The following is a 25,525-nucleotide window of genomic DNA, read 5'->3' as shown; positions in this document are numbered from 1 at the left end:
CGGGCGCCGTCAGTGTTCTGTCGGTTCAACTCGGAGATGCTCGATGCCGTTCGCCAATTTCAAGATCCCGCAGGGCATGATGACCGGTGCGCAGAAGGCCGACCTCGTTCATCGCACGACGGATCTGCTGGTGTCCGACTTCGGAGAGGCCGCGCGGCCGCACACTATGGTCCTGGTCGATGAGGTCGTGGACGGCGGCTACGGGCGCGCGGACGCGGTGTTCGATCTCGAGGCTCTGCGACGCCTGCAAGCGCACCAGACGGGCTCGCGCTGACAGGGCGGAGCCTGCGGGCATCAAGGCAGAACCGTCCGCGCGCCGAGAGGCGGCGGCTCCGGGTTGCTCGTCGGAGCACCCGGACGGATCGCCGACGCCCTGCAGGACCGCTTCGCGCCTCCCGGCGCCGACGGTCTCCTCGCCGCTGCCACCGATCGGCTCTGGCGAAGACGGGCCCTAGATGAAGGGGGCGTCGGCTTCGAGGCCCAGGTGGATGCGGCCAGGCGGCACGAGCATGCGGTCCTGATACTGCATGTGCTGGCAGGTCGCGTACACATCGCGCAGCAGGCGCGCGAACGGCAACGCTTCGAGGACGGCGGAACTGCCCGCCGCTTCGTACATGCTCGTGACCACCTGTTTCCCGACATGGCCCGCGTACCAGCAGGCCCGCCGAACCTTGGCCTGCCACGCGGGGGTGACCGGGCGGCCGGTCTCCGCTTCCGACCAGAAGCCGGAGACCGTATCGCGGGCGAAGGCGCGGGCGGCGCCGAGACCCGTCTCGGCGCGCGCGATCGCGACCTGCACGTCCTCGCGAAGTCGCAAGGGTCCCGTGCCGCCATGCGGCGTCTTCGTCTGTGCGAGATCGATCAACGCGTCGATCGAGGCCCGAGCGAGTCCCAGCGGAACACCGGCGGCGGCGATGGCGGCCGCCGACGCCATCGGCAGCATGTAGAGCGGCTCCCTATCGCGCGGCATCATGATCCGCGCGCCGTCGACCGTCTGCGCGTCCGGCACCCAGAGGTCAGTGCAGACGACGTCGTGACTCCCGCTGGACCGCAGCCCACCGCCGTTCCAGTTGCCGACGACCGCGACGTCCTTCGAGGCGATGAAGACGCCCCGCACAGACGGTCGACCGTGCGCGTCGCGTTTCGGCTGCTCCCCTTCGACCTTGAGACACATCAGTGCCGAGACCGAGCTGAAGCGGCAGAAGCTTGCCCAGGACCAGCGTCCGTTGATCCGCCAGCCGGTTCCATCGCGAACCGCCGTTCCCGTCGGCTGGCCGCTGCCGCTGCCCGCGAACTTCTTGCCGGCGGGGATGAGCCCGCGCATCACGTCCCGATCGATGAGGTCGGCGAAGCGGGACGCGCCCCCGGACGAGATCGCCGCGCACCAGGCCACCGAACCATCGAGTTCCGCCAGCGCCTCGATGGCGGCCAGAACGCGCAAGGGGTGGGTCTCAGGGCCGCCCAGGCCGCGCGGGAGCCAGAGTTGCGTGAGACCGGCGTCGATGAGCGCCTCCGCGACCGGCTCCGGCAGGTCCGGCCCGACAGCCAAGGCCGACCCGTGCTCCGCGATGAGATGCCGGAGCGTCCCGATTGTCGCGAGCAGCGCCGCGTCCGGATCTCCGATCCGCGCGGCAGGGGCAATCGAGGGTGCTGCGACGTCCATTCTCAGACCTCATATCTGTCCGAGACGCAGAATAACTCCGTTGATCGACCGGTTTCGTGTCGTTCTGAAGAGCTTTTGGTTACGATCGTAATCTGCAGTTCTGGCAGATGGGTCGGGGATCGGATCGGACGCGCTCGACCGCGTCGTCGCGGCGGCCCTTGATCGGCGCGCCGTGCCGATCCGCCGCGATGGTGCTTGGATGAGACCGGCGCGCGATCTCGGGATCGCGCGGGATCGCGGTCAGGTCCGACCTGCCACGGTGGTCCGCGTCCGAACCGGCGTGATCCGGATGCCGCCCGAACGGCTCCAGTCCCCGGTGAATCGTCCGCGCCCGGGTCGGGTGACGACGACCCAGCTGTTGCCGCGACTGCGTGCGGATGCGGTCGAGGGCGCCTCCCGCGCCCACCACTGGCGGCCGGCCAACGTTCGGGACGAAGCGCGCGTGTCGGCTCACGTCGCGGAGCCGGATCGCTCGCCCGCGCGGCCGTCGGTCCTTAACCAGCCCTTGTAGTGCACCATCAGCCCGACGCGTGGCAGGCCGATCGATACGTCGAAGCGGAACAGCTCGGCCTCTTCCCACTCGCGGGCGGAGGCGCGGGGTGCGATGGCCAGCGGAAGCGGCAGTCGGGCAACCGACCAGCCGCGCAGCACCATGCGCAGCCCATCACCGTCGCTCGCGAGGTCGAACCGGAAGCGGAACGGACCGAACCGTTCGACCACGCAGCCGCGCGCTTCGGTGAACGCGCTCGTGAACCGGCGACCGGAGAAGGTCCGCGTCCAGCGTTCCACCCCATGCCTCTCGCTGAAGCCGACGTGGAGGGCATGTTCGCCCGCGGCCGGAAATCCGAGCAGCGCGGCGAGGCCTCGCGCGATCGGGTGACGGCCGCGGGTGACGACGGCGCGACCGTGCGCCCCTGCCTCGCGCAGGACGCCGTGCAGGGCCGCGACGCGCGGGGCGAGTGCGGCGAAGCGCGGACCCATGACGCTCGCGTAGAGCGCGTCGGCCTGGACCGACTCCCGCACGTCGTGACGGATCGACAGGCCCGCGAAGCTCGGCTCGAAGTCCGTCAGATCGAGCAGGGTCCCGGCGTCGCGCGCGCCGGGGGCGATCGAGCCGGCCAGGATCCGCTCGGCCAGGATCGCAGCCGGCAGCACGGGGATCTCCGGGCCGTGACCGTCGGCCGCGAGGAGCGTCCAGCACCGCTCGACGCGGCGCCCGCCGGCCGAGCCGAACATCCGGACGAACATGCCGGACCGGTCCGAGCCCCAGCGCGCGGTCAGCCGCTGCGCCAGGAGGAGCCAGCCCGCGAGTGTCTGCAAGGAGGGGATCCAGCGCCAGCGCACCGGCCAGCTCGCACACCAGAGTCCGATCACCTGCAGCGCGCGGTCGGTCCCGGCCCTGAAGCTGACCGCCGGCCGGCCCGGGAGCCGACCGGGCAGGAGTTCGAGGTCCGGGACGTCTGCCAGCGCCAGCCAGCGGCGGCCGAGGGACGTACCGTCGGACAGGGCGAAGCGCTCGCGCCGCACCTCCTGCCAGCCGACGCCCACCGACCAGCGCTGGCCGCGCCAGAGCCGGATCGGCTTGCCCACGTAGCTCAGGATGGCGGCGGCGACGGATGTCCCGGCGGTCGCGCGGTTCGAGGCGCTGATCGCGATCTCGACGGCGCTGACCGCGCCCATCCTGTGCGCCAGATGCCGGGCGACGGCGCCCGACAGGGCCGGGACGCTCGACGCGCCGGCCAGGATCGCGACGCCGGCCGCGCGCGCGGGTGCGTCGAGCGCGCCGATGCCGGCCACGAACGCGCGGCCATCCGCGAGATCGAGGTAAGAGATCGCCGCGGCGATGCAGGCCCGGGGCAGGTCGTAGCCGCTGCCCTGGAAGGGGCCGGCCGCATCGATCACGAGGTCGGGACGGATGCGGTCCAGTAGGGGCGCGACGGCCCCGTTGCGGTCGGCCTGGAGGGGGCGGCACGGCGGATGGGCCGCGCAGAACGCCTCGGCACGCGCGAGGTGCCGGCCGGCGACGATCACCGCGTGACCGGCGGCCGCGAGCCGGCGCGACAGGCGCGCACCGAAGCCGCCATACCCGCCGAAAATCAGGATCGCGCTCATGCCCCACTCTCCCGCGCTGCCGGCTCAGCGTCCTGGAAGATCGCTTCCTGGCGGATCAGCCTGCCGAACCAGGGGTGGACGATGTCGAGGATGAAGCGGAAGGCGCCCACGGCCGCGCCCGCGGCGGCATCGGCGTGCGTGACGGTGAGCGCCCCGGGGGTGAGCCAGCCCGGCAGGTGCAGGCGGTGCCCGAGGCAGTCGACGAAGTAGCGGTGGCTGCGAAACACCAGCGCCCCGTCCACGACCGCGACGGTCAAGGTCATGCCGACGCCGGCGCCGACGTGCTCCTCCAGGCCGGTGGGGCCGGCGAAGCGCTTGGCCGAGTGGATCACCTGCGGGAAACCGGAGGCGCGCGCGTACAGCCGCGTCCAGACCTGGCCGCCCCCGTCCGGATCCTCGGTGACGGTGACGACGCCGGCACGACCGGTCCCGCGTTCCAGGGGGAGCGGGGCACCGACGAGGCGCGTCGCCTGCGCGACGAGCCAGCCGAGGGGGCTGACGCGCATCGCGACGACGTGGCCGACATAGACCGCGCTCGCCCCCTGCGCGAGGCGCTTGCCGAAGCGTCGGCGCACTGCCGGCGACAGGCTCGTCCATTCGCGCTCCGGGATCAGCGCCCGGAAACGCAGGTCGAGGAGGTCGCCGGACTCGTCGAACGACCCCGCGGTGCGGGTCTCGCGGGACGGCCCCGCATCGGCTCGGCGGACGTGTCCCATCGCGGTCACCTGGGCTCCTCGATCGTTCGGGCACTCTGAGCGCGGTCCTCGGACCGTCACTCGGTCTTGGCCGGCAGGAACTTCACGATCCGGGCGCCCAGCCGGATCAGCTTGGCCAGCGTCCCGCGGGGCACGTTGAGCATCTGGCCGTACCAGCGCTCCATCGACTCGGTGAAGTCGAGCATCGCGTGCAGGCGCCGCTTGGCGACGGCCCCGAGCGCCGGGTCCGCATCCGCCTCGGCGACGCAGGTGCGCAGGGCCGCGATGGCGGGATCGATCTCCCGCTCCTTGCGGCCCGCGGCGATGCGCGTGACCATCTCCCAGAGGTCGGTCTCGGCGACGAAGTGGTCGCGCCGCTCGCCCATCACCGGCACGCGGCGGATCAGGTTCCAGCCGAGCAGCTCGCGCAGGGAGTTCGAGACGTTCGAGCGCGCGATGCCGAGCAGGCCGGCGATGTCCTCGGCGGTGAGGGGGCGATCGGAGAGGTAGAGGAGCGCGTGGATCTGCGCGACGGATCGGTTGACGCCCCACTGGCCGCCCAGGTCGCCCCAGTGCAGCACGAAGCGCTCGACCGCCGCGGGCAGGGAGCGCGTTGGGTCTGTTATTTCTGTCATGACAGAAATAACAGACCCAATTGAAGCTGCTGTCAAGCCGGCGGGTCCGGGGGAAGCTGGTGCTCCGGATCGGGCCGCAGCCACGGCCGGGCCCGGAGTTGCTCCTGTCGCGGCCGCCGTGAGCCGTCCCGGCCGGCGGTCTCGCCGCGCGTGGGCACGTCTGCGGGACTCCGCAGCTCGGCCGGTTCTGCGCTATGTCGGGCGGCGTGACGCGCGGCATCGGCCCTGCCGCGGGGCCGGGCGACGGGGCCGAGAGGACGGTGGTCGGGTGGGTAAGGGTTCGATGGAAGCGCGCGTCCCGTTCGATGGCACGGCGCCCCGCGTGGTGCGCCGCCGCATCGGTCTGCTCTACCTCGTCCTGATCGTGGCGAACGTCGCGGCCTGGTCCTGGGCCTACAGCCTGTTCGGGGGGCAGCCGGCCCTCCTCTCGACGGCGCTGCTGGCCTACGTCTTCGGGCTGCGCCACGCGGTCGATCCCGACCACATCGCCGCCATCGACAACGTCACCCGCAAGCTGATGCAGGCGGGCCAGCGGCCGGTCTCGGTCGGTTTCTGGTTCGCGCTCGGCCATTCCAGCGTCGTGGTGGTGGCCGCGGCCGCGGTGGCGCTGGCGGCGACCAGCCTGATCACGGCCTCGGAAGGCTACCGGGAACTGGGCGGCCTGATCGGCACTGGCGTCTCGGCCGCCTTCCTGATCCTTATCGGCCTGGTCAACCTCGTCGTCCTCGCGGGCGTCTGGCGCGCGTTCCGACAGGTGCGGCGCACCGGCCGCTACGCCGAGGCCGATTTCGACATGCTGCTCGCCAACCAGGGCGTCCTCGCCCGGATCCTGCGGCCCCTGTTCCGCCTCGTGACGCGCTCCTGGCACATGTACCCGCTGGGCCTGCTCTTCGCCCTCGGCTTCGACACCGCCACGGAGGTGAGCCTGTTCGGCCTCTCGGCCGCCCAGGCGAGCCAGGGCACGGACCTCTGGACGATCCTGGTTTTCCCGGCGCTGTTCACCGCCGGGATGACGCTGGTCGACGCGACCGACGGCGTGCTGATGCTCGGCGCCTACAGCTGGGCCTATGTCCAGCCCGTGCGGAAGCTGTTCTACAATCTCACCATCACCCTGGTCTCGGTGGCGGTCGCGCTGGTGGTCGGCACGCTGGAGGCGCTGAACCTCCTGGCGGACAAGCTCAATCTCCAGGGCTGGCTCTGGCAGTGGATCGCCGCGGTCAACGACAATTTCGGGGTGCTCGGCTTCGGCATCGTCGGTCTGTTCGCGGCGGCTTGGCTCCTGTCGTTCCTCATCTACCGCCTCGGCCGGTTCGACCGGATCGAGGTCACGCCGGCCGACGCTCCCTGAGCGCGCGCTCCCGCACTCCGACGGACGGCCGCGTCCCGTGGATCGGCGGCGATGCCGCCGCGGCGCTCCTGATCCGCGTCCGCGACGGGACGTGCCATCCTATATGAGCCCGGGAGGCGGGATCTCCTGAACGCGGACGGAGGCGTCCGCGGATCCCGCGAAACAGCCGGCCGACGCGGCGCTCCCGATGCGAGCCAGGGCCCGAGGACGACGATGATGGATACGCTGCGCGACAACGTCGAGCGAGGCCGCTTCGAGCTGCAGGTCGGCGGTGACGTCGCGTTCGCGACCTACCGGCGGGAACCCGGCCAGCTCGTCATCAGCCACGTCTACGCGCCGCCGGTCCTGCGCGGCACTGGGGCGGCCGGCCGGCTCATGGAAGGCGTCGCGGCGCACGCGCGCGCCGAGGGCGATCGGATCGTGTCCCTGTGCGGCTACGCGCGGGCGTGGCTGCGCGGGCATCGGACGCATCGCGACCTGCTCGCGTGAGTTCGCGGCCGGACCGGGATCGGCCGCCGCCGGGGGGCGGTGCCGAGGCCGTCTGGCGCTAGGACATTTGTTGCGCCACGCGCCGCCGCCGGCGCTGGACGGCCTCGCGGATGTGCGTGACGAGCAGGGCGACGAGGCGGATCTCCACGCTCTCCGTCCGCCGATGGGCCTCCATCCGGATCGTCTCCGCCGCGAGCGCGTCGGCCTCCCGTTCCAGCTGATCGAGCGCGACCGGATCGGCACTCGGGACGGCCAGCCAGATCTCCAGGAGGCGCATGACCCGGGTGGGCGGCTGCTGCGGCCGGAAGCGCCGATAGAGGCCGATGCCCGCCGCGCCGAGCGAGGCCAGCGCGCTGATCATGAGCCCGACCCAGTAGGCGGCGTTCTGTGCCTGATCGCTCAGGCTCGGCTGGTTTCCGGTGAGGTACGCCGTGGCGCCCGGATGGATCGGGAGCGCCTGGACCTTGTCGTCGGTGTCGGGGGCCTCGATGCCGGCCAGGTCGTCGTCGAGCGCGACGAGCCGCGGCTTGCCGGTGAGCACCTCGCGGGTGATCTCGCCCGCGAGCCAGTCCGGCATGCCGCCGCGGGCCACGAGCCGGTGGCTGACGGACAAGGTGGTGATGTCGTCGCCCGGTGCCGGCAGGGAGCCGAGGAAGGCGCCCTTGGGCACGTCGATCGTGTCGAGCACGGGGCGCTCCTTGGCGATCGCCGCCGCCTCGTCGACCTCGAACAGCTTCACCGTCCCGGAGCCTTTGCGCAGCGCCGTGAACAGCGGCAGCCACAGCGCGCTGCCGACCGGGGCCACCACGAACACCGAACCGATCTGGCGGCTGCGCGCGGCCTCCGTCAGCTGATCGATCGTCAGGATCCGGCGGTGCACGCTGCCCGGCGGGATGCCGAAATGGGTCAGGATGAGGTCGAGCAGGCGCGGATCGAGCTTCCGCCCGTCGAGGAGCCCGACCGTGCTGCCCCGCAGCTTGGCCACGCCGTCGACGGCGCTGCCACCGGGCGCGACGAAGACCACCGCGTCGCGGCGCAGGATGACCAGGGTCTGCCCGTCCTTCGGCGCGGCGTCGCTGCGCACGAGGGCGAGCTGGGTCTCGCCCTTGTCCAGGGCCGCCGATGCCCCGACGCGATCCGGCTCGAAGATGGTCCGGATCCGCACCCGCGGATGCTGAGTCTCGAAGAGCTGCGTCAGGGCCTGGGCGGCTTCCCGGTCCTCGGTGCTGGTCTTGGCGACCGCGATGTCGAGCGAGAGCAGGCCGAGGAGGAGATGGACGAGCAGGGCGAGGATGGCGGCCCCGGCGATGACACCGAGGACGATGACAGTCGTTCTGGAACGCCGGATCATCCGTGCCGCGCTGATCTGCCGATGCACCAGCATAGCGCGATCGCTCGGCCCAGTCTTCCGTCCGTTGGACAGATCAGACAATGATCCGCCCGGCGAAGATTTGGCCGACGGCGCTCCGCGCTCAGTTCATGTGGCGGTGCCGGTCCTGGACCTCCTGGAGTGCGAGCCTGCGGCCCAGCGTCATCAGCAGCGCGTCGGCCTGCACCTTGAGCTCCGCGTCCCGCAACTCGGTGATCGCGTACATCGCCGCGATGGCGTGATCGGCTGCCAGCTCGAGGGCCGACGTCCCCGCACGCGGCACGGCCTCGTCGGCCATGTCCTCGAACATCCGCATCCGAGTGATGTCCAAGAGGATGCCGCTGCCGCCCAGCGGCCGTCCGATATGATCGCCGGTGAAGCGCCCGCGCACCAGGACCCAGCGCGTCCGACCGTCCGCCGACGTCACCCGATACTCGGCGAGGTAGGGTGTCCCCTCGCGAGCGCTGCGCCGGATCAGGTCGTCGATCCGCTCCCGATCGTCCGCGTGGATGCTGCTCATGTAGCGGCCGAGCGGGACGCCCTCCTCGGCCTCGGCCGGATCGACGTTGCACACCAGGGCGACGAAGGCGTCGACCCGCACCCGATCGACGCCCGCGTCCCATTCCCAGCGGCCGACGACTTCGAGCGCATCGCGTGCGGACTGGAAGGTTTCGGAGGTTGTTTGCCCGTCAAGGGGCTTAGAAGCTGCCACCCGAGCACCTGTCTTCCGTGAATAATAACATACGTTGATCCGAAACCTCTGCAACCGCAAGAGGCGTGGCCTGTATACAAATCAACTGTGGCGTGCCGGACACTGTCGGCTCGTCGCGCCCTCGGAAGTACCTGCGGGCGGCAGCCGGGATCCGGGGCGGAGCGCTCCGCGCCAAGTCCCCGCGCGTCCCTTGCCGATCCCGGGCATGACCCCCATTATGACTACAGTGGTCACGGAGGGTACCATGCAGGAGATCCAGCTTCGGGATGCCAAGGCGACGCTGTCGGCCGTGATCGACCAAGCCAAGCAGGGCGCGCCCTCGATCATCACGCGCCACGGCCGGCCGGAGGCGGTGCTGCTCAGCTTCGAGGACTGGCAGCGGCTGTCGCGCGTCCCGTCGTTCGGCCGCCTGCTCATGGCTGCACCCGTCGCGGCGGACGATCTCCCCTCCCCGTCCGGCGGGCTCAGAGGCGCCGAGCTGTGACGCCGTGTACCTCGTCGACACCAACGTCCTCTCGGCCGGCGCGCCGACCAAGGCCGTTCCCGCCGTCGAACTGATCGACTGGATGGACCGGAACAGCGCCGGTCTCCACCTCTCCGTCGTCACGATCGCCGAGATCGAGGACGGCATCGCGAAGAGCCGCAGGGAGGGCGCCGCGCGCAAGGCCGAGCGGTTGGCGGAGTGGCTGGAGACCTTGCTGCACCTGTACGCCGCCAAGGTTCTCCCGATCGACCTGGCCGTCGCGCGGCACATCGGCGGGTTGTCCGATCTGGCGCGCGGGCAAGGACACGCGCCCGGCTTCGCGGATCTCGCGATCGCCGCCACGGCGCGCTGCAATGGCTGGACGGTCCTGACCCGGAATGTGCGGCACTTCGCGCCGCTGGGCGTTCCCGCGTGCGATCCCTTCGTCGCGCTGCCGACCGAAGGGCTGTGACCGCCGTCCGCGCGCCGCCGCAGGCACGTGGCGATCGATCGTGGGCTACCGGGACGGTGCGCCGAACTCGGCCGCGAGGCCGGCGAAGGCCGCCCGCAGGAAGGTATCCACGGGTCGGTCCCCGCCCGCCTGGATCCAGGCCTCGATCGCCAAGCGCATCGCGCCGAGCGACGCCATGGCGACGAGGCGCAACGAGGCGCTGCGGGCCGGATCCGGCCAGCGCTCGATCAGCGCGGCATGCAGAGCCTGCTCGTGCAGGCCGTAGGCCGCCTGCTTGCGGGCCTTCAGGGTCTCGCTGGACCGCATCACGCGGTCGATGCTGATGAATTCCTGGGTTCGGAAGCCCGTCGACAAGGTCAGCAGAGCGTCCCGGACGACCGCGGCCGGGACCGCGCCGTCCGGCTGGGCCAGGATGGCCTTGCGCAGCGCCGTGCCGAAGCCGCGCATCTGCCAGTCCAGCAGGATCTCCTCCTTTGACTTGAAGTAGTAGAAGAAGGTTCGACGCGAGATGCCGGCCGCCTCGGCGATCGCATCCAGGGTCGTGGCCTCGTAGCCGTGCCGGCTGAACAACCGCAGGCCGGTCTCGGCGATCCGTTCCAGAGTCTCCTGCCGTTTTCGCGCGCGCAGGCTGCCGGGCTTCGGTCGCGGGCTCCTCATGCCGGCGTTGTGACATGCGATTCCGCACTTGCAAAGTTGCACGCGGTGCAATTATATTTTTACACCGAGTGCGATTTTTACACACGGTCTCGGGACGTGGTGCGGGTATCCGGTCGGGCGCCCGCCCACTTGCCGGTGTCGGCAGCGGCGGTCGCCGTCGGCAGGACCGTCGGCGGTCGGAACTCGGTCGGAACTCTGACGGCGAGCGCCGCGTGGCGAGCGCGCGCGGTGATCGGGCTGCGACCGGCGACGCGCGGCTTCGCGGACCCTCCTGTCTCCCCTCCTCTCGCGAAAGCCCCAGGCCCATGCTCGAGTGTTCCGGTCCGACAGCGGCACGGCCGACGCCCAACCGTCGGCAGGTCGGCGCCATGCTGCTGGGAACCCTGGCCGCGGGCGCGACGCGCCCGGCCGCTGCCCAGCTTGTCGTCGAGGATGTCCGGGTCATCGACTTCGACTGGGTCGACGGCGCGCGCCAGCGACCGGTGCCGGTCCGCCTGTACTGGCCGAACACGACGTCGCTCCGGCGGCGCGTCCCGCTCGTCGTGTTCTCGCACGGTCTCGGCCAGTCCCGGACCGGCTACAGCTATCTCGGTCGGCACTGGTCGTCGCAGGGTGTCGCGAGCCTGCATCTGCAGCATGTCGGCAGCGACACCTCCGTCTGGACCGGCAACCCCCTCGCCCTGCTCGACCGGATCGAGCGGGCGGCGCAGGAACGGGAGGCGATCGCGCGGGCGCGCGACCTGCGCTTCGCCCTGGACCGCATCCTCGTTCAGGACGGGGGCGCCTTCGGAGACCGGATCGACCCGCGCCGGATCGTTGCGGCTGGCCATTCCTACGGCGCCAACACGACGCTGATCGCGGCGGGGGCGCGCGTCGTCCGCGAGGGGCGCCCCCTTCAGGCGCGCGACCCGCGGATCTCGGCCGGCATCGTGATCTCGGCGCCGCCCTTCTACGGCGAGCGCGACCTGCGGGCCGTCCTGGGCGCGGTCGAGATCCCGACCCTGCACCTCACGGCGACCGAGGATGTCATCCAGCTCCCCGGTCGCACCTCGCCGTTCAGCGATCGCCTCGCCGTGTACGAGGCGATCGCGACGCCCCGGAAGGCCTTGGCGGTCTTCCGGGGCGGCTCTCACAGCATCTTCACCGACCGTCCCCTCACCGGCGGCCTGCACCTGAACCCGCAGGTGAAGGAGGCGACCGCCACCGGGACGCTGGCCTTCCTCGACCTGGCATTCCGCGGCGATCCGGAGCCGCTGCGCGCGTGGTCCTCGACCTGGAGTCCGATCCTCGCCGTCGCGCCCGCGGGCTACGCGAGCGCGCCGGGGGCGCAGCCTACCGTATGGTCCCGCGGATAGGAGACGGCGCGCGGCCGCCGTGCAGCCCCTCTGACACGCCGGTCTTCGCACCCGTTCGGGACCGGAGCCCGTGCGCGACTGCGCGGTCCACGCGCGCTGTCGGCACCTCGGGTCAGGTCGTCAGGGTGCGGTCGACCAGCTCGAGGATCCGCTCCCGGTCGGGCGCGGTCCCGAACAGGATCCGGTAGAGGATCGGCGAGACCACCCCGTCCAGCACCGCCTCGGGCTCCGGGAAAGCCTCGCCGCGGGCCCGGGCGCGCTCCGCGATGATCGCGATCTGATCGCGGGTGAAGCTGCAGCATCGCTGGGCACAGTTCGCGTCCGCAGCCGCCAGAACGTCCCGGATCATCGCCCGCCCCGGGGCGGACGACATCTCGTCGGCGTACTGCTCCGCCCACGCCTCGAGATCGGTCCGGCCGCTCCCGGTATCGGCCGGCTCACCGTCGGGACGCAACCGCTCGACCGCGACGTCGGCGAAGAGCTCGGCGAGCGTGCCCCACCGCCGGTAGATCGTCGACGGCGTCACGCCGGCCGCGGCGGCCACTTGAGGCACCGTGATCTCCAAACGCTCCGTCCGGGCGAGGAGCTCGCGCACGGCCGCCTGAACCGAGGTCTGCACCCGCGCGCTGCGACCGCCCGGACGCGGCCCTTGCCTCGTCGTCATCCTGCACTCTGCCGTTCGTCGCGCCACTAACGCAAATACGTTGCGTTTGTGGCACAGAGGGACTACGCATCAAACGCAACGGATTAGCCTTTAGGTTCGCCAATGACCAGGGACCGCAAGCTGAAAGTTGTGGCTGTCGCGGGCAGCGGCACGCTGTTCTTCCACGCGGCGGTGCTCGGCACCTTCCTCGCCGCTTCCGCGGCACCGACGCCGCTGTACCGGTTCTATCAGGAGACCTACGCGCTCTCCCCCGTGCTCACGACGGCGGTGTTCGCGGTCTACGCGCTGGCTCTCCTCAAGGCGCTTCTCGTCGCCGGGTCGATCTCGGACCATCTGGGCCGACGGCCGGTGATCTTCGGCGCGCTGCTCCTCGAGCTGGTGGCGATGGCGCTGTTCACGACGGCCCACGGGGCGTGGGGGCTCATCGCGGCGCGCTTCGTTCAGGGCGTGGCGACCGGCATCGCGGCGAGTTCGCTGGGCGCCGCGCTCGTCGACGTCGACCGGGCGCGGGCCCAGCTCGTGAACGCGATCATGCCGCTGATCGGGATGGCGGTGGGCGCGCTCGGGACCAGCGCGCTGGTCCAGTACGGCCCGCATCCGCTCCGCCTCGTCTACGCGATCCTGGGCGCGGTGTTCGCCGCGCAGGCCGCCCTCCTCTGGCTGACGCCCGAGACCGGGGAGCGCCGCACGGGAGCCCTGCGGGCCCTGCGGCCGCGCGTCGTGGTGCCGCCGCAGGCCAGACGGCCGCTGGCGGCGATCACGCCGACCAACATCGCCACCTGGATGCTCGGGGGCTTCTACCTCTCCATCGTCCCCTCGCTGGTCGTCGCCGCGACGGGCAGCCGGACGCCGTTGACGAGCGGCGTGATGGTCGCGGCCCTGATGGTCGCGGGCGCCTTCGCGGTCGTCCAGCGGCGCGGGAAGGACGCGGCGGCCAACCTGACGATCGGGACGCTCGCCATGACGTCCGGCCTCGTCATCGTGCTCGCCGGCATGCACGGCGGGAGCGTGGCCGTCCTGATCGGCGGGACCCTTGTCGGCGGGGCCGGGTTCGGGACGAGCTTCCTCGGTGCCCTCGGGACGATCGTCCCGCTGGCGAAGCCCAGCGAGCGGGCGGAGCTCCTCGCGAGCTACTACGTCGAGAGCTACCTGGCGTTCAGCCTGCCGGTCATCTGTGCCGGGTATCTCGTGCGCCGGATCGGCTACGTGACGACCGCCGACCTCTACGCGGCCGCGATCCTCGCCATGAGCGCGGCCGGGTTCGTGGCAAGGCGGGCGTTGACGTCGCGACGCGTCCTGCCCGGCTGATGCACGGTGCTGCGGCCGAAACGGGTCGGCCGCGTTGAAGGAGATCAGCGTCGCGCGCACGGGAAGGCCCGCTCGGGCACTGGCCGCGGCGGGGACCCGGACGGAGGCATGCATGCGAGACTTCACCGTCGCCTGGGACGCGGCCCGGCTGGCCTGGGTGCGGGAGCGGGTGCGGGCCTACCGTATGCCGCGCCTGCCCGCGGGGGCCGGCTGGCGCTACGGCTGCGATCCGGACGTCCTGGCCGCCCTGTGCGCCCACTGGCTCGACGGCTTCGACGAGGCCGCCGCCGCGGCCGAGCTCAACCGCTTTCCGCAGATCCTGGCCCGCGTCGAGGATCTCGACCTGCACGCCGTCCACGTCGTCGGCGAGGCGGAGGGCCGGCGCCCGCTGCTGCTGATCCACGGCTGGCCGGGCTCGGTCTACGAGTTCTGGTCGGTGATCGAGCCCCTGGCCTTCCCGTCGCGCCACGGCGGACGGCCGGAGGACGCGTTCGACCTCGTGATCCCGGCGCTCCCCGGCTTCGGCTTCTCGGGCAAGCCCGCCGCGCCGATCGGCGCGCGCAGCACGGCGCGGCTGTTCGACCGGCTGATGCGCGAGACTCTGGGCTACCCGCGCTACCGGGTGCAGGGCGGCGACTGGGGCGCCGGGGTCGCGGCCTGGCTCGGCCTCGACCACGCCGCGTCGCTGGAGGCGATCCACCTGAACTATCTGCTGGTGCAGCCCGATGCCGAGCCGGAGAGTGCGGCGGAGCGGGCATGGCAGAAGGCGGCCGCGGCCAGCCAGCAGGCGCTCGGGGCCTACGCGCAACTGCAGGGCACCAGGCCGCTCTCGCTGGGCTACGCCATGGCGGACGAGCCGGTGGCGCAGCTGGCGTGGCTGGTCGAGCGCTTCCACGACTGGGCCGACCTGCGGGAGCGGCCCTTCGCGCGGGTCTTTACGAACGATCAGCTCCTCACGAACGCCCTGCTCTACATCCTGACCGATTCCTTCGCGACGGCGACGTGGTTCTACGCCGGCGCGCAGCAGGAGGGCGTGCGCCGCATGCCGCCGGGGCGGCGCGTCACCGTGCCGACGGCCTTCGCGGCCTACCCGGATCCGCGCACGCCCGCGCCGCCGCGCGCGTGGCTGGAGCGCGGCTACGCGGTCTCGCGCTGGCAGACGATGCCCCGCGGCGGCCATTTCGCCGCCATGGAGGCGCCGGACCTGTTCGTCCGGGACCTGCGGGACTGGGGCCGCGGCTGACGGAGCGCCGGCCCGGCCGGCGACCGCACGCCCCGCGCGGCGCCGCGAAACGGATCCTCTAGACCAGCGCGTAGCCCGCCCCGTCCCGCTCGATCCGCCCGCGGGCGGCGAGGTGCATCCCGGTCACGCTCAGCCCCTCCGCCGCCGCGCGGTCGAAGATGCGCCGGCGGGTCGCGATCGCCTCCGCCGGATCCGTGTCCCAGATGACGGTCCAGTCCGGGTGCGGCATCTGCAGGAGCCGCGCGTGGACGACGTCGCCCCAGATCAGCAACCGGTCCGCGCCGTCCGCGATCAGCACCCCCATGTGACCCGGCGTATGGCCGGGGAGCGGTAGCGCGTGGATGCCGGGGGCGAGTTCGGCCGCGCCCGAGAGGCGGCGGATCCGATCGGGGTAGGCGGTGAGCACGGCCTGCGCCGTCTCGAACATCGGCCGCAGGGCGTCGGGCGCGGCGGCCCGCGCGCCCGCATCCGACCAGTAGGCGACCTCGCGCTCCTGGACCACGAGCTCCGCGTTCGCGAACCGCGCCAGGCGGCCCGGCGTCAGGAGACCGCCCGCGTGGTCGGCGTGGAGATGGCTCAGCCAGATGGTCTCGACCTGGTCGGGCCGCACGCCCTCCGCCGCCAGCGCGGCGGTCACCCGGTTGAAGTCCGGTCCGAACACGGTGCCGCAGCCCGCGTCGAGCAGCCAGTGGCGCGCGCCGCGCCGGATCAGGAAGGCGTTGACCGGCTCCGGCGACGGACCGTCCTCGGGAAGACCCGCCTTCTTCAGAAGTTGCCGTCCCACCGGGCTCTGGGCCGCGGGCATCATGCGCGGCTCGAGAGGGAACAGCCCGTCGCGCAGGGGCGTCACGGTGAAGGCGCCGACCCGGTAGGGCTCGGTTCCGGTCGCGGCCGCGCCGGGGCGGTGCAGGCCGAGCGGCAGCAGGGCGCCGGCGGCGAGCAGGCTGCGGCGGGACAGGTGAGAGAGCATGGCGGGCTCCGCAGGAGAGGGGACGCCGCCATCCTGCGGGGCGTGTGGGGCGCGGGACAGGGACGTCCTCCCGCGCGCGACCGGGCATTCTTCCCGCGCTGCCTCGGCGCGGCTTGCGCGCCGGGACGTTCCCGGTGCCAAATCGCCGCGTCGCTTCGAGCCCGGCCGTTTCGTCCCCATGAGCCTGCCCGCGCATCTCGGCCTACGCCTCCTCGTGGTCGCCCTCCTGTGCCTGGCCGGAGCGGTCGCCTGGACCGGCTTCGCGGCCCAGGCGAGCCTGCAGCGGGAAGCCGCGACCTCGGCGGATCGGATCGCCGCGCAGCTCGCGCGTCAGCCGGGACTCGGCAGCGCCGGTCCGGTCGCGATGTCCGCCGCGCCGCCGCAACCCGCACCGGCCCTCCTCACCCTCCTCCCGGGTATCTGCGCCGACATCCAGCTCGGCGTGGAGTTGCCCCGGCGCGTCTGCGGCGACTGGAATGGTCTCGACGCCGCCCCCGCGTGGTTCCGCGACGCGGTCACGGGAGACGCCGCGGCCGCGCCGACGATCCGTGCGATCGTCTTTCGCGAGCGCACGATCGGCAGCGTCACCGCTTGGCCGGACCCGGTCGCCGCGGCGGCCCGCGTCTGGCAGCGGGTGCGCTTCGCGGGCGGGCTCGCGCTCGCTCTGACGGCGGCGACGCTGCTTCTGAACTGGCTCGCCGTCACGCGCATCGTCGCGCCCGCCGGGCAGATCGTGCTCGGGCTGGCCGAGCTCGACGCGGCCCGCACCCGGTCGCCGCTGCCGCGTTTCGCCGCCTCCGAGTTCGACCGGATCGCCCGCGCCTGCGATGACCTCGCCGACCGGCTCGGCCGCGCAGGCCGCGGCCGAAGCCCTCTGCGTGAGCCTGAAGACCGTGCACAACAACCTGTCCGGGATTCGCGCCAAGCTCGGTGCCCGCACGGATGCACACCTCGTCTGGATCGCCGTGGGCGCCGGGCTCGTGACCCTGCCCGAGGAGCCGGCGGGCCGGGCGTGACGGGAACCATGCGTGCCTTCCTGGCGGGACGGACGATCGACGCGCTGCCCCGCCCGGGGCGCCGAGGTCAGCGTCGCGGGACGCGTGATCGCGCGCGTGCAGCTCTCCGACTGAGGGCTGATCTTTCCCGACATCCATCAGCATCCTGCACGCCGAATTAATCCGCGTCGATGCGTGCGTGAGGGCACTCCGCGATTGCAAGTCACACTCTACTTTGCCATCGCAGCGCGAAATGATGTGTGCATTCCCCTGTCGAAGATTTTGCCGAGACTGCGGATAAATCGACGATTACATGAAAGCGGCGCCTCTGATCTTGATCGGCGAGGCTCACGGGGCGCGACCGTTCGCCCATGGCCGCGTGATCGATCGTGGATCTCGTGTCGGTCGTCGGTTCTCGCCCCGATGAGAGGCGCGCATCACCGCGCGGGGAGATCGGATCCGAGATCGAAGCGGGAGGCTCGCCATGACTGTCGGAACAGCAATCACGCGGGGAGCGATCATCGGCCTGGTCGCGCCGCTCCTCAGCAACCATGCGGCGCTGGCAGCCTCGTTCACGGGGACGGGCGGCGGCCCTGAGACCACGATCAACGCGCCGTACCGCTCGTCGGTGGGGCAGACGGTGCCGCCTGGCGCGGGGGCCGCGCCGCTGCACGATCCGCGCGAGCGGACCCGGCGGCAGAAGGACCTCGACGCGGTCCTCGGCAGCGTCTGCGACAGGTGCTGACGCCTCACCACAGGTCCGCCGCGATCATCGACTGGCACGTACGGGAACGATCAGTTGCGTCCTCCACACGACATCCGCATCCTCAGCCAAGTGCGCTGCCACCTCGGTGAAGGACCGAGCTACGACCCGCGCACCGGGACGGCGTGGTGGGTCGACATCCTGGAAGCCCGCCTGTTCGAGAAGCCGATCGCCAGCGCCCAGACGGCGCTGGTCCACGTCCTGCCCGTCCAGGTCAGCGACATCGCGGCGATCGACGGCGCCCACCAGCTGCTCTCGGCGGAAGACGGCCTGTACGTCCGGTCGATCCGGGACGGGGACATCCGGATGCTCTGCCCCCTCGAGGAGGACCTGCACGACAACCGCTCCAACGACGGCCGCGTCCATCCGAGCGGGGCGCTGTGGATCGGCACGATGGACCGCGACGCCACCAAGGGGCGCGGCTCGATCTATCACGTGGCCGGCACGAAGGTGCACCGCCTCTTCGGCGGCCTGACGATCCCCAACGGCATCAGCTTCTCGCCGGACGGCGCCACCGGCTACTTCGTCGATACCGACGTCGGCGTGCTCCACCGCGTCCCGCTCGATCCGAGGACGGGGCTGCCGCGGGGACCGGTCGCGATCCATTTCGACCACCGCGGCGGCGAGGGCGCGATCGACGGCGCCGCCGTGGATGCCGAGGGGCTGATCTGGACGGCGCGCTTCGGCGCCGGCTGCCTCGACGCCTACAGCCCCGCGGGCGAGCGGGTCCGCACCGTCTCGGTGCCGATGCGGCAGCCGACCTGTCCGACCTTCGCGGGCCGCGACCTCGACCGTCTGCTGGTCACGTCCGCCTACGAGGGCATGGACGCGGCGGACCGCGCCGAGGATCCGGAGCACGGCCGGACGATCCTGATCGACGTGGGCGCGCGGGGGCTGCTGGAGCCGGCCTTCCGGCTCTGCGCCTGACCCGGCCGGAGACCGACCCCGGGGCGTCCCCGGCTTGGGCATCGAGGTCAAGCCCGCAGGAGATTCCATGACCGACGCCGGCGAGCGCCCCCGCCAGCCGATCGAGACCTGCGCCCTCCCTGGCAACTGCGAGGGGTGCCGTCTGTGCCCGACGAGGGTCTCGCGCCGTCGGGCGCCCTCGACAGCGCGGGCCACGAGATCGCGCGGCGGCGCGGTGGCGGTCCCCGGTAGCGCGGATCCGACCGGTCCAAGCGGACGCTCCGGGCCGAGCCGTCCTCGGGCGACCACGTCCGGCGGCCTCTCGCCGGGGAGCGGACGGGCAAGGTCCACCGCGGGCCGTTCGCCCGGCCTCGATCGGTTGCAGGGCAGGTCCATGCCTCGGCATCCGCGATGGGGCGGATCTCGCGCGGTCGACATCGAGGTTCTCCCGGGCATCGTGTCGGCACCGCGACGACGGAGCGACAGAGGCCCTCAGTCCTGACAGGATGAGAGCCTATCGTGGCCCTGGGTCGGTGCCGAGCGCGGACCGAGAGGCGCGCGCACAAGGATGCTGTCGATGCGGGGCGCCGCGCTGATCTTCGGAATACTTCTCGCCGTCGCGACGTTCGTGTGGTTCACGTATTTCGTCCCTCTGGGATGTGCCATGAACACGACGGGATGCCGGGAGACGTTCACGGTCTGGAGCGGTGGCGGCCTGGTCCATTTCTGGGGGCCGCTCCTCGTCGCAGTCTCGGCGCTGGCCTTCGGATTGTCGGGATCGAAGTAGACCTGTGTCAGGCTCGATCGTCGAGAATCCGCGTCGCTGCTCGGCGCTGATGACCGTTCGGTCCAGAAGTGACGGTCGGTCATAGACTATTGGCCGCTTATTTCGATCGATCGGCTTGAGCCGGCATCTCGGCAACCGCGCTCCGTACGGTTTCACCTTGAGCGCTCGGATCTCCACGGCTCAGCTCGCCGAGGCTCTGACCTGGGACTGGGGAACCACACCTCCTGTTATCGGCGCTGCCCGTCCCGACACGCAAGCTGGTGCCGGCGTGCGGGAGCCCCGTCCATCACCGTGAGATCAAGGTCTGTTCGCCCCTGAATCGGATCCCTGCCGGGTTTCGACGCGCGCCAGCATGTCGAGGGCATCTCCGGTCGCCGCGAACGCCGCGGTGTTGTCGAAGACGCACCACGCGCGACGCCCGAGCGCCTTTTCCTGTCCGAGGCGTTCGGCCAGCCGGGACAGGACGCGCGGTTCATAGGCCGAGTAGTACATCCGCGGCGAGCCGTGGAGCCGGTAGTAGACGAGGTCCGGCCAGCCGCCGGGAATGGCGGCGTTCCGGACCGGCGCGGGGTCGGCCGCGACACGGGCGATCGCGAGGCCGACGAGCAGGCGATCGACATCGTCTGTGAACCACGTGGCGTGGCGCGGCTCGCAGACGATGTCGCCCGGGAAGCGCCGCCGGAATTCCGTCAGGAAGCACGCCGCGGACGGGCTGTCGAAGGGCAGACTCGGTGGGAGCTGGAGCAGCAGCGGCCCGAGCTTCGTCCCGAGGCCCGCGACCTCACCGAGGAAGCGCCCGAGGGGATCGTCGACTCCGATGAGGCGCCGCTCGTGCGTCACCGATCGCGGCACCTTGACGGCGAAGCGGAACCCGTCCGGCACCGCCGCGGCCCATCTCGCGTAGGTCGCCACCCGATGAGGCCGATAGAAGGAGGTGTTGATCTCGACCGCGGTGAAGCGCTGTCCGTACCGCTCCAGATGGCTGCCCGCCTCCGGGAAACGCGGCGCGTAGGCTTTGGGCAGGTTCCAGCCCGCGGTACCGACGGCGATGGCGTCTGTTGGATGCATGGACTACCGCTCGCGGCCGAAGCCCTGCCGGCCCGACCGGCGATCGGTAGCCCGGGACTTGCGCGCATGCGAGCGCTCGACGAGGTGTTCGACCGTCTCCCGCAATCCGCGTTCCGGCGGCGGTTCCGGCTGGCGACCGCCGATCGGGTTTACCTGCGGGAAAAAGGGCTCCCGGCGGTCCTCGACCACGCGCGGGACTTCGTGCGGAGGCGCCTCGCGCCCGCCGATCCCAGGAACGACGGCAAGCAGACGCCGTTTCGCGGCCATCCCGTCTTCACGGCGCAGCACGCGACGGCAACCTGCTGCCGCGGCTGCTTGGCCAAGTGGCACGCGATCCCGGCGGGTCGGGACTTGACCGCCGCCGAGCAGGTCCACGTCGTCACGGCAATCGCGCGCTGGCTGCGCGCGCAGGACGCCGAGGCCGCCTAGGGCGCTTCCGAGGCCCGAACGGCCGGGGCTTCGCGAGCGCGCGCCGTGATCCCGGTCACCCACGCAGGCACGGTTCAGGCCCGACGGCGGGCCGTTGCCGGTCGCGGCGTCCGGGCCGAGCGGCCCCGCCGCTTCTCCCGCTCCGCGGGCCGTTTGGACTGAGCCGCCCCGGCACTCCCCTCGCCCATCGCCTGCCGCGGTGGCGCGGCGTGCGCGTCGAGGAAGCGGCGGCACGCGTCGAAGTCGGCCTCCGCGTCCGGAGGGCACGGGATGCCGCGCTGCTGGGCGAGGCTGCGCGCGTAGCCGACCATCGCCGCGCTCGGGATCCGCGGTCCGGCGGGTTGGGCGGCGTCGCCCTCCTGTGCGGCGCGCGGTCCGGCATGGGCGTCGAGGAACGCGCGGCAGACGCTGATGCTGCTCTTGCAGCCGCGCGGCAGCGTCACGCCCTTCCGCTCGGAGAGGCTCACCGCGAACGCCGTCATGGCCGGCGTCGGCGGCCGCTGATCGCCCTGACCGGCCGGGATCAGGCTCGGATCGAGGCTGATCGTCGGCGCCTGCGCGATCGCGTCGATCAGGTCGTCGAGGCGCGCGCGGGTGCGCTGCCGGAAAGCGTTCGCGCGCGCGACGGCCTCGGCGCGCGTGGCCGCCCGGCCGATCTCGGCCAGCTCCGCCTCGAACATGGCGCGCCCGACCGGATCCCCGTAGGCCGGAAACACGCTGCGCACCGCGCGCATGAACGTGAGGCCGACCTCGGTGACCTCGATCGCCGGATCCTTGCCGGTGGACAGCGTGATGTAGCGGCTCTTCAGGAGCTTGGGCAGGATCGTGTCGCGGGTCGCGGCCGTACCGAGACCCTTCGGCTCGTTCGGGTTGGCGGGGTTCTCCAGGGCACGCTTGGCGGCCGGATCGTCCACTTGATCGATCAGCCGGCCCATCACGACCGGCAACTCGCCCCGGGTGATCCGCCGCGGCGGCTCGGTCATCGCGATGGCGATCTCCGCCGTCGCGGCGGAGGCGCCCTCGCCGTCGGTCACGAGCGGCAGGCGGGTGGCGGTGGCATCCGCCTCGCGCTTGATCTTGCCGGGCACGGCATCCGCTTCGAGCTCGGCCTCGCTGCCATAGAGCGCGCGCCAGCCCGGCGCGCGCACGACGCTGCCGGAGACGGTGAACCGCTTCGGGCCGCGCAGCGTCGCGACGTCCGCCGTGACGGTCGTGCGCGCGTCGACACCGTCGGGCAGATGCGCGGCGAGATAAGCCTTCGCCACGAGGTCCCACAGCCGGACCTGATCGGCGCCGAGACGGCCGCGCTCGGGCACCTTGCGAAGGGGCACGATGGCGTGGTGCTCGCCCGGATCCGCCACGTAGTGGCCCTTCAGGCCGCGACGGATCAGCGGCGCGGCGCCGTGCGGAACGACCGCGCTCAGGTCGCTCAGGACGGTCATGACGGCCGCGATGATCGCGGCGGCATCGCCGGCCTGGCCCTCCGGCAGGTACTCCGATTCCGTGCGCGGGTAGCTGAGGTAACCCTGATCGTAGAGATCTTGGGCGACGCCGGCCGTGTGCTGCGGATCCCAGCCGAACCGCTTGGCGCAGCGCCGCGCCAGGGTGTCCTTAGAGAACAGCCGGGGCGGTGCGCGCCGGACATCCTTGTGCGCGACCGCCAGAGGACCGGACCACGTCGCCGCGGCGGTCCGGATCGTCTCGGCCACCGCCGCGTCGAAGATCCGCTCCTTCGGGGCATGCCACAGGGTGATCTCCGCACCCGCGAGGGTCGTCAGGTGCATCGCGACCTTGAAGAAGTCCTGTGGCACGAAGGATCGGATCCGCTCTTCGAGATCTGCCAGGATCGCGAGGGTGGGCGTCTGGACGCCGCCGAAGCGCCACGGCTCCCGGAAGGCGGGCGGGCGCAGGCGCAGCGAGATCGCCCGCGTGCCGTTCAGCCCGAGATGGTAGTCCTCGTACTGCCGGCAGAGCGCCTCGAGATAGGCGGCGTAATCGCGTTCGCCCGAGTCGGGATCCTTGGCGAGGGTCGCGAAGGCGCGTCGGATCGAGACCTCGTCGAGTGCGCCGAGCTTGAGCCGGTCGACTCGGCCGCGCCAGCCGAGATGCTCGAGCACTTCCCAGGCGATCATCGAGCCCTCGCGACCGGGATCGGTGGCGATGATCACGCGCTCGACGCCGGTCAGCGCCTGCCGGATCGCGGCGATCTTCGGTTCGTGCGACTGGCCGGACCGGCTCGTCCCGTAGTTGACCGGGATCGTGGCGAGGACGATCGGGAGGGTGTCGAATCGCCAGGGCTTCCACTCGGGCCGGATGCTGCCCGGCTCCTCGGCCGACAGCAGGTGCCCCTCCGCGGCCACGCACACTGTGCTCGGCGAGCGGAAGAAGCGCTGCAACTGGCGCATCGCCGAGGGCTTCTCGAAGAAGAACAGCGTGCGACCGGAACTCGGAGATGACATGTCGCTGACTGCGCGGGCTCGCGCCGCGTTGCGCGGCGGTTCATAGTTTGTTCCAGTCCGGCCCCGCTTGCAACCGCCGTCATGGCGCTCCGGGCCACCGCCTCGGCGGCCGCGTCGCCGGATCCCCGCCTGCGACCTGCGCCCCCGCCGTCGGGGGCCGCGCGACGACCCCGAAGCCTCGAACGCGCGCCTCGCGCTACGGTGTTCCTCCCTCAGGACGTATCGAGACCGGCGGGCTTGCAGCGCCGAGACCCGGTCTCTGGCCTCGCCGGCCCGTGCGGCGGGTCGGCCTTGTTCCCGTGGATCAGGTCCCGACCCGCGGAGAGTCCGCCGATGACCTGCAGATCGAGACCGCGCGGTCCGTGGCGCCCGCGGCGCTCTCGCCCGGCGTGAGAAGCGCGCCGGCGGCGAGGAGCGGCACGATGGCGAGATCCCCCAGCGCCAGGATCACCACGATGCGCCGACCCTTCGGCGACGAGCGCGCAGCGCTCCTCGAGGAGCTGCATGACGGGCGCGGTCGAGGTCAGCACGAAGCCGGTCACGAAGGCCAGGGTGACCGGGAGGCCGCGGGCGAGTCCGACCAGGGTGAGGGCGGCGATGCAGGCGCCCACCTGGGCGCGGCCGAGACCGAAGATCGCGCGCCGCATGCTTCAGAGCCGGGACGGCTCCATCTCCAGCCCGATGATCAAGAGGAACACGATGACGCCGAGGTCGGCGACGTGGAGGATGGCGTGGCCGTCCGTGAACGGACCGAGCCCGAACGGGCCGATCGCGAGCATCGGAAGGAGACAGCCGAGGTCCGCGCCGAGCCCGAGCCGCTTGAACAGCGGGACGACGACGAACCTGCGGCCAGCACCGCCACGGCTTGGACGAGACGGCTTGGACGAGTTCGGTCCCGGCTCCGGATGCTTCGACCGGCATGACGGAGTCCTCTCGCGAGTGCGCCGGAGCCCTGCAGCCCGTGCAGAGCACTTACGAGCGCTGATCATCCCATACCGGGCGAAGTTCGGTCGCGCGGAACCGGAAACGATCGCAACGTCCCATTCCCGAAGTCGCGCACAGCGTGGCGCCGATCGGCGGCGGCACTGCGCTACCGTAGCGGTCTGGTCCAGGGTCAAGGCGCCCCAGCCTTCGGGCGGATGTGGTCCGGAACGTCTCCCGTCGTTCCGGTCAGCGAGGTGCTCACTGGACCGGCCGTCACCGCGACGAAGATCGTCGATCGTGGCTCCAGCGGCTCGACGAACTCCAGCTGGCCAAGCGGAACATCGGATGTGCTCGCGTCTCCGGCGCAGGTGTAGGTCTTCACCCTGCCTCTCGGGTGCGCAATCCAGCGAGGGCCGCCGTTTATCCTGGGTGGCGGGCAGGATGCTCGACTGGGAACCGGATGCCGGCGCGGTTGCGGCGCGATGGGGCTCCGGGTCGCCGCGTTCCAGCGGTGCGAGATTGCAGCCAGCCGGATCTGAGGCGTCGCCTGCCCCGGGAAGAGGGGCGATTGACAGCCGTTTTCAGGGGTCCTATACGGCGCCTCCCGACGCGGTGCCCGGCCAGGGCGGTCCGCTCGGACGGACTTCTACTGAAGACAGCAAGCAACGGCCGGCAAGCGCTGGAGTAGTTTCTTGTTGATTTTCAATTAGCTTCTGTGTAGACAGGCGCCGTTCTTTGACAAGTGAATACGAGAAAGAGAAGCGTGGACGGCGCTTGTCTTTGCGGGTCCGGCGAAAGCTGGATCAACGAGAGAAACGAGCTGTCTAACGCTTCTGAAGCTCACACTATTCGGGCAGCGATGCCCGGATGATTGTGAGCCTCTGTCAAGATGTTGTGATCAGCTTAGATCAATCTCTTCAACGTGAGAGTTTGATCCTGGCTCAGAGCGAACGCTGGCGGCAGGCTTAACACATGCAAGTCGAGCGGGCCCTTCGGGGTCAGCGGCGGACGGGTGAGTAACGCGTGGGAACGTGCCTTC

The 25,525-nt window shown here is 71.5% G+C and carries 24 protein-coding genes, 1 rRNA gene and 2 pseudogenes; 14 read left to right on the top strand and 13 right to left on the bottom strand.

Annotation, left to right across the window (positions count from 1 at the left end; genetic code table 11):
* Window positions 1-43: 43 nt before the first annotated feature.
* The gene (locus ACLBXO_RS24960) at window positions 44-274 is read left to right on the top strand and encodes a tautomerase family protein (RefSeq protein ID WP_447687059.1); all 231 of its coding nucleotides are present in this window, start codon (window positions 44-46) and stop codon (window positions 272-274) included.
* A gap of 177 nt (window positions 275-451) precedes the next feature.
* On the opposite strand, the gene ACLBXO_RS24955 is transcribed toward ACLBXO_RS24960, so the two are convergent.
* From ACLBXO_RS24955 to ACLBXO_RS24940, 4 genes are all read right to left on the bottom strand, one after another.
* On the bottom strand, window positions 452-1,663 hold the full coding sequence (locus ACLBXO_RS24955) for an acyl-CoA dehydrogenase family protein (protein WP_447687058.1): 1,212 nt from the start codon (window positions 1,661-1,663) through the stop codon (window positions 452-454).
* Window positions 1,664-2,113: 450 nt separating this feature from the next.
* On the bottom strand, window positions 2,114-3,775 hold the full coding sequence (locus ACLBXO_RS24950) for a DUF4166 domain-containing protein (RefSeq protein ID WP_447687057.1): 1,662 nt from the start codon (window positions 3,773-3,775) through the stop codon (window positions 2,114-2,116).
* Complete coding sequence (locus ACLBXO_RS24945) at window positions 3,772-4,491, bottom strand: DUF4166 domain-containing protein (RefSeq protein WP_447687090.1); 720 nt, start codon at window positions 4,489-4,491, stop codon at window positions 3,772-3,774. Before ACLBXO_RS24945 ends, ACLBXO_RS24950 begins: the two co-directional genes overlap by 4 nt.
* 56 nt (window positions 4,492-4,547) lie before the next feature.
* Entirely contained in the window at window positions 4,548-5,105 is a 558-nt protein-coding gene (locus ACLBXO_RS24940; protein ID WP_447687056.1) for a GbsR/MarR family transcriptional regulator, read from the bottom strand.
* Between the two features lie 283 nt (window positions 5,106-5,388).
* Between ACLBXO_RS24940 and ACLBXO_RS24935 the strand changes: the two genes are divergently transcribed.
* On the top strand, window positions 5,389-6,453 hold the full coding sequence (locus ACLBXO_RS24935; RefSeq protein ID WP_447687055.1) for a HoxN/HupN/NixA family nickel/cobalt transporter: 1,065 nt from the start codon (window positions 5,389-5,391) through the stop codon (window positions 6,451-6,453).
* Window positions 6,454-6,666: 213 nt separating this feature from the next.
* Window positions 6,667-6,942: a GNAT family N-acetyltransferase gene (locus ACLBXO_RS24930; protein WP_447687054.1), complete on the top strand. Its 276-nt coding sequence runs from the start codon at window positions 6,667-6,669 to the stop codon at window positions 6,940-6,942.
* 58 nt (window positions 6,943-7,000) lie between these two features.
* On the opposite strand, the gene ACLBXO_RS24925 is transcribed toward ACLBXO_RS24930, so the two are convergent.
* Both ACLBXO_RS24925 and ACLBXO_RS24920 read right to left on the bottom strand, forming a co-directional pair.
* Window positions 7,001-8,326, bottom strand: a complete 1,326-nt coding sequence (locus ACLBXO_RS24925; RefSeq protein ID WP_447687053.1) for a TAXI family TRAP transporter solute-binding subunit — start codon at window positions 8,324-8,326, stop codon at window positions 7,001-7,003.
* A gap of 88 nt (window positions 8,327-8,414) precedes the next feature.
* Window positions 8,415-9,023 (bottom strand): PAS domain-containing protein, encoded by a 609-nt coding sequence (locus ACLBXO_RS24920; protein ID WP_447687052.1) that lies wholly within the window; start codon window positions 9,021-9,023, stop codon window positions 8,415-8,417.
* A gap of 244 nt (window positions 9,024-9,267) precedes the next feature.
* Here ACLBXO_RS24920 and ACLBXO_RS24915 point away from each other — a divergent pair, with 244 nt between their 5' ends.
* Together ACLBXO_RS24915 and ACLBXO_RS24910 are read left to right on the top strand one after the other, a co-directional pair.
* Window positions 9,268-9,507 carry a type II toxin-antitoxin system Phd/YefM family antitoxin gene (locus ACLBXO_RS24915; protein ID WP_331316825.1) on the top strand — a complete coding sequence of 80 codons (240 nt, stop codon included), beginning with the start codon at window positions 9,268-9,270 and terminating at the stop codon, window positions 9,505-9,507.
* Between the two features lie 4 nt (window positions 9,508-9,511).
* The gene (locus ACLBXO_RS24910) at window positions 9,512-9,958 is read left to right on the top strand and encodes a PIN domain-containing protein (protein ID WP_447687051.1); all 447 of its coding nucleotides are present in this window, start codon (window positions 9,512-9,514) and stop codon (window positions 9,956-9,958) included.
* A 45-nt stretch (window positions 9,959-10,003) separates the two neighbouring features.
* On the opposite strand, the gene ACLBXO_RS24905 is transcribed toward ACLBXO_RS24910, so the two are convergent.
* Entirely contained in the window at window positions 10,004-10,615 is a 612-nt protein-coding gene (locus tag ACLBXO_RS24905; RefSeq protein ID WP_447687050.1) for a TetR/AcrR family transcriptional regulator, read from the bottom strand.
* Window positions 10,616-10,983: 368 nt separating this feature from the next.
* Between ACLBXO_RS24905 and ACLBXO_RS24900 the strand changes: the two genes are divergently transcribed.
* A complete protein-coding gene (locus ACLBXO_RS24900) occupies window positions 10,984-11,970 on the top strand; it encodes an alpha/beta hydrolase family protein (protein WP_447687049.1) in 987 nt (328 codons plus the stop codon).
* Between the two features lie 112 nt (window positions 11,971-12,082).
* Here ACLBXO_RS24900 and ACLBXO_RS24895 read toward each other — a convergent pair whose 3' ends face one another.
* On the bottom strand, window positions 12,083-12,634 hold the full coding sequence (locus ACLBXO_RS24895) for a TetR/AcrR family transcriptional regulator C-terminal ligand-binding domain-containing protein (protein WP_447687048.1): 552 nt from the start codon (window positions 12,632-12,634) through the stop codon (window positions 12,083-12,085).
* Between the two features lie 102 nt (window positions 12,635-12,736).
* On the opposite strand from ACLBXO_RS24895, the gene ACLBXO_RS24890 reads away from it, so the two are divergent.
* The gene (locus ACLBXO_RS24890; protein ID WP_447687047.1) at window positions 12,737-13,942 is read left to right on the top strand and encodes an MFS transporter; all 1,206 of its coding nucleotides are present in this window, start codon (window positions 12,737-12,739) and stop codon (window positions 13,940-13,942) included.
* Between the two features lie 112 nt (window positions 13,943-14,054).
* The gene (locus tag ACLBXO_RS24885; protein ID WP_447687046.1) at window positions 14,055-15,185 is read left to right on the top strand and encodes an epoxide hydrolase family protein; all 1,131 of its coding nucleotides are present in this window, start codon (window positions 14,055-14,057) and stop codon (window positions 15,183-15,185) included.
* A gap of 58 nt (window positions 15,186-15,243) precedes the next feature.
* On the opposite strand, the gene ACLBXO_RS24880 is transcribed toward ACLBXO_RS24885, so the two are convergent.
* Complete coding sequence (locus ACLBXO_RS24880) at window positions 15,244-16,155, bottom strand: MBL fold metallo-hydrolase (protein WP_447687045.1); 912 nt, start codon at window positions 16,153-16,155, stop codon at window positions 15,244-15,246.
* 842 nt (window positions 16,156-16,997) lie between these two features.
* Here ACLBXO_RS24880 and ACLBXO_RS24875 point away from each other — a divergent pair.
* The 4 genes and pseudogenes from ACLBXO_RS24875 to ACLBXO_RS24860 form a co-directional block, all read left to right on the top strand.
* Window positions 16,998-17,171: pseudogene (locus tag ACLBXO_RS24875) on the top strand (DNA-binding response regulator); the annotation flags it as partial.
* 463 nt (window positions 17,172-17,634) lie between these two features.
* Window positions 17,635-17,895, top strand: coding sequence for a hypothetical protein (locus ACLBXO_RS24870; RefSeq protein ID WP_447687044.1), 261 nt, complete (start codon window positions 17,635-17,637; stop codon window positions 17,893-17,895).
* Between the two features lie 54 nt (window positions 17,896-17,949).
* Window positions 17,950-18,840, top strand: a complete 891-nt coding sequence (locus ACLBXO_RS24865; protein WP_447687043.1) for an SMP-30/gluconolactonase/LRE family protein — start codon at window positions 17,950-17,952, stop codon at window positions 18,838-18,840.
* A gap of 556 nt (window positions 18,841-19,396) precedes the next feature.
* Window positions 19,397-19,606 carry a hypothetical protein gene (locus ACLBXO_RS24860; RefSeq protein ID WP_447687042.1) on the top strand — a complete coding sequence of 70 codons (210 nt, stop codon included), beginning with the start codon at window positions 19,397-19,399 and terminating at the stop codon, window positions 19,604-19,606.
* Window positions 19,607-19,903: 297 nt separating this feature from the next.
* Here ACLBXO_RS24860 and ACLBXO_RS24855 read toward each other — a convergent pair whose 3' ends face one another.
* Window positions 19,904-20,674: a DUF72 domain-containing protein gene (locus ACLBXO_RS24855; RefSeq protein WP_447687041.1), complete on the bottom strand. Its 771-nt coding sequence runs from the start codon at window positions 20,672-20,674 to the stop codon at window positions 19,904-19,906.
* A 66-nt stretch (window positions 20,675-20,740) separates the two neighbouring features.
* Here ACLBXO_RS24855 and ACLBXO_RS24850 point away from each other — a divergent pair, with 66 nt between their 5' ends.
* On the top strand, window positions 20,741-21,103 hold the full coding sequence (locus ACLBXO_RS24850) for a DUF4186 domain-containing protein (RefSeq protein ID WP_447687040.1): 363 nt from the start codon (window positions 20,741-20,743) through the stop codon (window positions 21,101-21,103).
* A 74-nt stretch (window positions 21,104-21,177) separates the two neighbouring features.
* Here the strand turns inward: ACLBXO_RS24850 and ACLBXO_RS24845 are convergent, their stop codons facing one another.
* The 3 genes and pseudogenes from ACLBXO_RS24845 to ACLBXO_RS24835 all read right to left on the bottom strand — a co-directional run bounded on the left by ACLBXO_RS24845 (window position 21,178) and on the right by ACLBXO_RS24835 (window position 24,868).
* Complete coding sequence (locus ACLBXO_RS24845) at window positions 21,178-23,562, bottom strand: type IA DNA topoisomerase (RefSeq protein ID WP_447687039.1); 2,385 nt, start codon at window positions 23,560-23,562, stop codon at window positions 21,178-21,180.
* Between the two features lie 343 nt (window positions 23,563-23,905).
* Window positions 23,906-24,469: pseudogene (locus tag ACLBXO_RS24840) on the bottom strand (cation:proton antiporter domain-containing protein); the annotation flags it as partial.
* Window positions 24,470-24,676: 207 nt separating this feature from the next.
* The gene (locus tag ACLBXO_RS24835) at window positions 24,677-24,868 is read right to left on the bottom strand and encodes a hypothetical protein (protein ID WP_447687038.1); all 192 of its coding nucleotides are present in this window, start codon (window positions 24,866-24,868) and stop codon (window positions 24,677-24,679) included.
* 536 nt (window positions 24,869-25,404) lie between these two features.
* On the opposite strand from ACLBXO_RS24835, the gene ACLBXO_RS24830 reads away from it, so the two are divergent.
* Window positions 25,405-25,525, top strand: a 16S ribosomal RNA gene (locus ACLBXO_RS24830); the annotation flags it as partial.

This window comes from Methylobacterium sp. C33D (assembly GCF_053345825.1).
The sequence above is the reverse complement of the archived record's forward strand: the minus strand, read 5'-3'. Positions and strand labels throughout refer to the sequence as shown.

Bases quoted from the DNA above. Each gene is read 5' to 3' on its own strand.
- ACLBXO_RS24960 (WP_447687059.1), top strand. From the start codon at position 44: ATGCCGTTCGCCAATTTCAAGATCCCGCAGGGCATGATGACCGGTGCG.
- ACLBXO_RS24860 (WP_447687042.1), top strand. From the start codon at position 19,397: ATGCGGGGCGCCGCGCTGATCTTCGGAATACTTCTCGCCGTCGCGACG.
- ACLBXO_RS24945 (WP_447687090.1), bottom strand. From the start codon at position 4,491: ATGGGACACGTCCGCCGAGCCGATGCGGGGCCGTCCCGCGAGACCCGC.
- ACLBXO_RS24925 (WP_447687053.1), bottom strand. From the start codon at position 8,326: ATGCTGGTGCATCGGCAGATCAGCGCGGCACGGATGATCCGGCGTTCC.
- ACLBXO_RS24905 (WP_447687050.1), bottom strand. From the start codon at position 10,615: ATGAGGAGCCCGCGACCGAAGCCCGGCAGCCTGCGCGCGCGAAAACGG.
- ACLBXO_RS24870 (WP_447687044.1), top strand. From the start codon at position 17,635: ATGACTGTCGGAACAGCAATCACGCGGGGAGCGATCATCGGCCTGGTC.
- ACLBXO_RS24955 (WP_447687058.1), bottom strand. From the start codon at position 1,663: ATGGACGTCGCAGCACCCTCGATTGCCCCTGCCGCGCGGATCGGAGAT.
- ACLBXO_RS24885 (WP_447687046.1), top strand. From the start codon at position 14,055: ATGCGAGACTTCACCGTCGCCTGGGACGCGGCCCGGCTGGCCTGGGTG.
- ACLBXO_RS24855 (WP_447687041.1), bottom strand. From the start codon at position 20,674: ATGCATCCAACAGACGCCATCGCCGTCGGTACCGCGGGCTGGAACCTG.
- ACLBXO_RS24915 (WP_331316825.1), top strand. From the start codon at position 9,268: ATGCAGGAGATCCAGCTTCGGGATGCCAAGGCGACGCTGTCGGCCGTG.
- ACLBXO_RS24935 (WP_447687055.1), top strand. From the start codon at position 5,389: ATGGAAGCGCGCGTCCCGTTCGATGGCACGGCGCCCCGCGTGGTGCGC.
- ACLBXO_RS24900 (WP_447687049.1), top strand. From the start codon at position 10,984: ATGCTGCTGGGAACCCTGGCCGCGGGCGCGACGCGCCCGGCCGCTGCC.
- ACLBXO_RS24940 (WP_447687056.1), bottom strand. From the start codon at position 5,105: ATGACAGAAATAACAGACCCAACGCGCTCCCTGCCCGCGGCGGTCGAG.
- ACLBXO_RS24950 (WP_447687057.1), bottom strand. From the start codon at position 3,775: ATGAGCGCGATCCTGATTTTCGGCGGGTATGGCGGCTTCGGTGCGCGC.
- ACLBXO_RS24845 (WP_447687039.1), bottom strand. From the start codon at position 23,562: ATGTCATCTCCGAGTTCCGGTCGCACGCTGTTCTTCTTCGAGAAGCCC.
- ACLBXO_RS24895 (WP_447687048.1), bottom strand. From the start codon at position 12,634: ATGACGACGAGGCAAGGGCCGCGTCCGGGCGGTCGCAGCGCGCGGGTG.
- ACLBXO_RS24850 (WP_447687040.1), top strand. From the start codon at position 20,741: ATGCGAGCGCTCGACGAGGTGTTCGACCGTCTCCCGCAATCCGCGTTC.
- ACLBXO_RS24930 (WP_447687054.1), top strand. From the start codon at position 6,667: ATGATGGATACGCTGCGCGACAACGTCGAGCGAGGCCGCTTCGAGCTG.
- ACLBXO_RS24880 (WP_447687045.1), bottom strand. From the start codon at position 16,155: ATGCTCTCTCACCTGTCCCGCCGCAGCCTGCTCGCCGCCGGCGCCCTG.
- ACLBXO_RS24890 (WP_447687047.1), top strand. From the start codon at position 12,737: ATGACCAGGGACCGCAAGCTGAAAGTTGTGGCTGTCGCGGGCAGCGGC.